The organism is Hyalangium sp. (genome assembly GCF_035629615.1).
Classification (GTDB): Bacteria; Myxococcota; Myxococcia; order Myxococcales; family Myxococcaceae; genus Hyalangium.
Map to the genome: position 1 here is coordinate 25,907 of NZ_DASPHO010000371.1, position 6,541 is coordinate 32,447.

Annotated in this window: 5 protein-coding genes; all 5 read left to right on the forward strand. The window is 68.6% G+C overall.

Annotation, left to right across the window (positions count from 1 at the left end):
* The first annotated feature begins 69 nt into the window (after positions 1-69).
* Entirely contained in the window at positions 70-417 is a 348-nt protein-coding gene (locus VD972_RS19050; protein ID WP_324988993.1) for a hypothetical protein, read from the forward strand.
* 278 nt (positions 418-695) lie between these two features.
* Complete coding sequence (gene ligA / locus VD972_RS19055; protein ID WP_414654086.1) at positions 696-2,741, forward strand: NAD-dependent DNA ligase LigA; 2,046 nt, start codon at positions 696-698, stop codon at positions 2,739-2,741.
* A 14-nt stretch (positions 2,742-2,755) separates the two neighbouring features.
* Positions 2,756-3,043: an acylphosphatase gene (locus VD972_RS19060; RefSeq protein ID WP_324988996.1), complete on the forward strand. Its 288-nt coding sequence runs from the start codon at positions 2,756-2,758 to the stop codon at positions 3,041-3,043.
* Positions 3,040-3,486 (forward strand): DUF3052 family protein, encoded by a 447-nt coding sequence (locus VD972_RS19065; protein ID WP_324988998.1) that lies wholly within the window; start codon positions 3,040-3,042, stop codon positions 3,484-3,486. Before VD972_RS19060 ends, VD972_RS19065 begins: the two co-directional genes overlap by 4 nt.
* A gap of 533 nt (positions 3,487-4,019) precedes the next feature.
* Positions 4,020-6,541: Rne/Rng family ribonuclease (locus tag VD972_RS19070; RefSeq protein ID WP_324989001.1), on the forward strand; the 2,522-nt coding region annotated here is incomplete at its 3' end.

The following is a 6,541-nucleotide window of genomic DNA, read 5'->3' on the forward strand; positions in this document are numbered from 1 at the left end:
AGGACCCGCGGTGCCTGTCCCTGAGAGGATGGCCCGAGGATAGACTCGACACCGATGAGACCCCTGCTCGTGGCTTCACTCGGTATCCTCCTCAGCTGCACCGCTTCCCAGCAGGGCCTGACGATCTCGAACTCCGCAGAGGAGCAGGGAGACCCACGGGTCGGCCAGTACATCTCGTCCCAGTGGTCCTTTGAGACGTCCTCGTTCTGGATCGAGGGTCCCGAGGGGCTCATCTTGATCGACACGCAGTTTCTTCCGTCAGCGCTGAGAAAGGGCCTGGCCCCTCGCGATGCGCTCGCACGAAGCGCCGAGAAGGTGACCCTGCGCTACCCCCACCACCGCTACCCCGTCTTTCTGCCCATGCTCCTGGGCGCAGAGTGGGCGCGCCAGGCAGCCGAGTCCCACCCCTCGCAGTAGGCGAACCTCTCTCTCCCTTCAGTCACTGTCCTGAACAGGCTCAGACTGCATGTAGGTGCGAGTCCCCCCGCACCCGCGTCTTCCTACTTCTCAGGTCGTCCCTTGCAACCGTTCCCGGTATCCCTGAGGATCCGCCTGAACCCATGGAGGAAGCCTCGATTTCCAACCTGCCACGTCCTGCGTGGGAGCCTTCCGGGAGGCTCCCTGAGCCCGTCCTGGGAGGACCTGCCAAGGCTTGCGCGCAGCCGGGGAAGATCGCCATTCTCGCGCCCCATTGGATGGGGACGAGTGAGGCTGCATCCGTGGATCTGAAGACCGCCGAGAAACGCGCGCGCGAGCTCCGTCAGGAGCTGGCCCACCACAACTACCGCTATTACGTCCTCGACTCGCCGGAGGTCAGTGACGCCCAGTACGACCGGCTCATGCGCGAGCTGCAGGAGCTCGAGGGGAAGCACCCCCAGCTCGCCACCCTGGACTCCCCCACCCAGCGCGTGGGCGGCGAGGCCGCCGAGAAGTTCGAGAAGGTCGTCCACCGGGCGCCCATGCTCTCGCTGGCCAACTGCTTCAATGACGAGGAGTTCTCCGACTTCGACGAGCGCATCCGCAAGCTGGCCAGCGTGTCCGAGGTCACCTACGTCTGCGAGCCCAAGCTGGACGGCCTCGCCATCACCCTGCGCTACGAGAAGGGCCTCTTCGTCCAGGGCGCCACGCGAGGGGACGGCACCACGGGCGAGGACGTGACGGGCAACCTGCGCACCGTGCGCAGCCTGCCGCTGGAGCTCTTCCCCCAGGACGGCGTGAAGGTGCCGCCGCTGCTCGAGGTGCGCGGCGAGGTCTTCATCCGCAAGGAGGACTTCAGGAAGCTCAACGAGAAGCGCGAGGAGGAGGGCGAGCCGCTCTTCGTCAACCCGCGCAACACCGCGGCCGGGAGCCTGCGCCAGCTGGATCCCAAGATGACCGCCGCGCGGCCGCTCGCCATCTACCTCTATGAGTACGTGCCCACCGAGGGCGCGCCCTCCTTCAAGACGCACACCGAGAAGCTGGAGTACCTCAAGACGCTCGGGCTGCCGGTGAACCGCCACGTGCGCGTCAAGGGCCTGGAGGGCGTGCGCAAGGAGTACGAGGCCTCGCAGAAGGGCCGCCACGCGCTGCCCTTCGAAGTGGATGGCATGGTGGTGAAGGTGGACGACGAGGACCTGCGCCTGCGGCTCGGGCAGGTGTCCAAGAGCCCGCGCTGGGCCGTGGCCTACAAGTTCCCTCCCGAGGAGGAGTCCACCCTGGTGGAGTCCATCGAGGTGCAGGTGGGCCGCACCGGCGCCCTCACCCCGGTGGCCCACCTCAACCCGGTCAAGGTCGGCGGCGTCACCGTGTCGCGCGCCACCCTGCACAACGAGGATGAGCTGCGCCGCAAGGACGTGCGCAAGGGCGACACCGTCTTCGTCCGCCGCGCCGGAGACGTCATCCCCGAGATCGTCTCCGTGGTGCTCTCCAAGCGCCCCGCGAACGCCAAGCCCTACGAGTTCCCCAAGAGCTGCCCGGTGTGCGGCGCCAAGACGGCCAAGGATGAGGAGGGCGCCATCATCCGCTGCACCGGCGCCTCGTGCCCCGCGCAGCTGGTGGAGAAGATCCGCCACTTTGCCTCGCGCACGGCCATGGACATCGACGGAATGGGCGACAAGCTGGCCGCGCAGCTCGTCTCCAGCGGCCTGGTGAAGACGTTCGCGGATCTGTACGCGCTGAACTCGGAGAAGCTCCTGAGCCTGGAGCGCATGGGCGAGAAGAGCGCGGAGAACCTGCTGGCCGCCATCCAGCGCTCCAAGCAGACCACCCAGCGCCGCTTCCTCTATGCGCTGGGCATCCGCCACGTGGGCGAGGCCACCGCCAAGGCCCTGGCCGAGGCCTTCCCGGACGTGCGCCTGCTCTACACCGCGGACCACGAGGCCATCACCAAGGTCAAGGACGTGGGCCCCACCATGGCCCAGGTCATCTACGCCTTCTTCCAGGAGCCGCAGAACCGCGCGGCCATCGACGAGCTGCTGGCCGCGGGCGTCACTCCGGCCCCGCCCCAGGTGGCCGCCGGTGGCACCTTCGCGGGCAAGACGGTGGTGCTCACCGGCGGAATGACTGGCATGTCGCGCGAGCAGGCGAAGGAAGAGATCGAGCGGCGAGGGGGCAAGGTGGCGGGGAGTGTCTCGCGCAAGACCGATTTCGTGGTCGCGGGCGAGGATGCCGGCAGCAAGCTGAAGAAGGCCCAGGAGCTTGGAGTAAGAATCCTGGACGAGCAGCAGTTCCTGAAGCTCCTGCAGGGCGAGGCCCGGGGTTGAGTGAGGAGGCCAGTATGATGGGCACTCAGCGGGTGAGCCTGCGCATACGCGGCAAGGTGCAGGGTGTCTTCTTCCGCGAGAGCACCCGCATCGAGGCCATGCGCCTGGGCCTCACCGGCTGGGTGCGCAACCGCGACGATGGCTCCGTCGAGGCCGTCGCCGAGGGCGAGCCCACCGCGCTCGAGGAGTTCATCCGCTGGTGCCACCGGGGCCCCCAGGCCGCGCGCGTGACGGACGTCGAGCGCACGGACGGCGAGCCCACCAGCGAGTTCCGCACCTTTTCCGTGGAGCACACGTCATGACGCCGTATGCGATGGGCTCGCTCCCCGCGATGCTGGGCATCCGGGCTGGCTCCAAGGTCTCCGTCATCAACCCCCCGCGCGGCTTCGTCCAGCGCCTCAACCCCCTGCCCGACGGCGTCGAGTTCCTCATCACCGCCCAGTCCGGCCTGGACGTCATCCTCTTCTTCACCTCGGATGCTCACGAGCTCGTCCAGCGCCTGCCCGCCCTCTCGCGCGCCATGGCGCTCACCGGCGGCATCTGGGTCTGCTGGCCCAGCGGCGAGGGCGTCAAGAGCTCGCTCTCCGAGGAGTTCGTCCGCCATGCCGCGCTCGACATTGGCCTGGTCGACAACAAGATCTGCCTCATTGACGAGACCTGGACGGGCCTGCGGCTGGTGCGCCGGCCGCGCGGCCGCATCGACAAGCCCGAGTCCCGCAAGCAAGCCCCTACTGCTCAGGCCTGAAACCCGGGAAGCCTGGAACGACCTGTGACATCGGGTCGACAATCTACACTTCTCGCCTTTACAGGGCCGTCAAAGGCGTGAAAAACTCCATGTGTTTCTGGACGGTTGTGTGACGCTCCGCGTCGGCGGGTCGTCAATGTCCAGGTGACTTTTTGAGACGGGTTGCGTTTCCGGGCACCTCCGGCGCGCCGGCTGCACCGAATCTCCTGTCGCCCCCCCAAGGCGCCCGCGAATGGGCACCGACCGGGTGTGGAGGGCAGGAGCGGGCAGCACGCACGAGTGGAGGGACGAGAACGCTCAGAAGAAAGGCCTCTGCCGGCACGGTGCCGGTCTTCAGTGAGGCACAATGAACTCGGAGGAGCAGGTGGTGTCCCCCTCAATCCCCATCCGCGAGACGCGAGCCCTACCCTGCTCCGCCGAAGCGGGAGGATCATGGGCCCCCTCTCCCCTTGCAGCGCGCGTGGAAGCGCGAGGCCTTGTCGCCTCCCGTCCGGTGGGGCACGCCCGTCCGCGCACGCATCCAGGATTCGCCCATGGGCAGCATCCTCGTCATCAACACCTCGGGTCGGGAGACCCGGGTCGCCCTCGTCGAGGGCGGCCACATCGCAGAGTTCTATCTCGAGCGTAAGAAGGACAAGGGAGTCGTCGGAAACATCTACAAAGGTCGCGTCGTCCGGGTGCTCCCGGGCATGCAGGCGGCCTTTGTGGACATTGGGCTCGAGAAGGCGGCCTTCCTCTACGTCAGTGACGTCGTCTACGACCCGGACTTCGCCCGCTCCCAGTTCGAGCTGACCGAGGGCGAGCACGAGGACTTCCCGGATGTGCCCTCGGAGTCCGAGGCCGACGCCGTCGAGGCGGCCACGGGGGGCGAGGAGCCCATCACCGCGGAGGTGGAGCTGGAGGTGCAGGAGCTGGCGCCTGGGGAGCTCGCGCCGCCCCAAGGTGAGCCCGTGGCCCCCGCCGCTGCCGAGCCTGCCGCTCCTGTGGCCGCGGCGCCGGCGTCCGAGACTCCGCCGGGTGGGACGAACCTTCCTCCGCTGGACTCAGGAGTCATCGCCGCAGCAGCGGTGCTGACGGTGCCTCCCGCGCCCGAGGAGAGCCCGAAGCCTTCCGCCGTGACGGCGGCTGAGCCCACCGCGGAGCCTGCGGCCTTGGCCACGCCGGCCGAGAGCGCCCCCGTGGCTGCCGCGCCTGAAGTCCCTGCGCCCGCGGCCACGGAACCTGCTGCCGCCGAGCCTGCCGCCCCCGCTGCCGCGCCTTCCGAGGCTGTGTCCTCCGAGGCGGCCCCCACGGCCTCTGGCTCCGAGGCCACGCCCGATGCAGAGCTCCAGCCCGCACCGCCTCCGCATGCGGCCACCGCGCTGGGAGAGATCATCCCTCCGCCTCACGCCGCTGACGCTGCTGCCGCGGCTCCCCGCCCCGAGGTGGCCTCCGGTGAGCGCCGCGCGCCGCGCGAGGGCCGGGATGCACGCGACGCCCGGCAGCGCGAGCGGGAGAAGGAGCGCGAGCACCGCGAGAAGGACAAGGCCAAGCGTCAGCGCGACGACCAGCAGCGGCGCGACAAGGAGGAGAAGTCCAAGGTCCGCAAGAGCTCGCGCATCGAGGACTTGCTGAAGGTGGGTCAGGAGGTGGTGGTCCAGATCTCCAAGGATCCCATCGGCACCAAGGGCGCCCGCCTCACCTCGCACATCTCCATCCCCGGCCGTCACCTGGTGTTCATGCCCACGGTGGACCACGTGGGCATCAGCCGCCGCATCTCCAACGAGAAGGAGCGCAAGCGGCTGCGTGAGATCGTCGATCGGATGCGCCCGGCGGGGACGGGCTTCATCGTCCGCACCGTGGCGGAGAACGTCCCGCAAGAGAAGCTCGAGACGGACATCCGCTTCCTCATCGAGGTGTGGAACCAGGTGGTGCGCCGCAACGAGAAGCGCGGCGGCCCGGGCCTGCTGCACCCGGACCTGGACCTCATCCTGCGCGCCACGCGTGACTTGTTCGCGCACGACGTCGAGAAGCTCGTCGTGGACGACCGCGAGGAGTACGAGCGCATCCTCGCCTTCGTGAACGCGCAGGATCCGGCGCTCAAGGATCGCGTGGTGCTCCACGACACCGAGGAGCCCATCTTCGACGCGTACGGGATCGAGCAGGAGCTGCACCGCGCCACCCAGCGCAAGGTGTGGCTCAAGAGCGGCGGCTACCTGATCATGGATCAGGCCGAGGCGCTCACCGCGATCGACGTCAACTCGGGCCGCTACGTGGGCAAGAAGAGCCTCGAGGAGACGATCACCAAGATCAACGTCGAGGCGGCCAAGGAGATCGTCTACCAGCTCCGGCTGCGGAACATCGGCGGCATCATCATCTGCGACTTCATCGACATGGAGAAGGCGCAGAACCGCGACAAGGTCTTCAAGGCGCTGCAGGAAGCGCTGGGGCGCGACAAGGCCAAGACGAACGTGCTGCGCATCTCCGAGCTGGGCCTGGTGGAGATGACGCGCAAGCGCGTGCGCGAGTCCATCGGCCGCGTGCTCCACGAGGACTGCCCGTACTGCGACGGCAAGGGCTTCGTGAAGACGGCCACCACCGTCTGCTACGAGATCTTCCGCGAGATCCGCCGCGAGGCTCCTGGCTACAAGGACTCCACGCTCGTCATCAACTGCAGCGCGGACGTGGCGCGGCTGCTCCAGGGCGAGGAGCGCAACGAGCTGCGCCACCTGATGGACCGCTACAACAAGTCCATCCAGGTCAAGGCGCAGCAGAACTACCACCGCGAGCAGTACGACATCTACGGCCGCTCCGGGCAGGGACCCGATCACAAGGTGGCCTCGTCGCCGGGCTCCGGTGACGGAGAGCTGGCCCTGCAGCGCCGCCCCGAGAGCCCAGGCTCTGGCGATCGTTACCGCCAGGACCAGGGCCGGAGGGGTGGAGGCAGGGACCGCGACCGGGGCGGTGACCGGGGCGGCGAGCGCAGCGACCGGGGTGGTGACCGGGGCGGCGAGCGCAGCGACCGGGGCGGTGACCGGGGTGGCGAGCGCAGCGACCGGGGCGGCGAGCGCGGGGG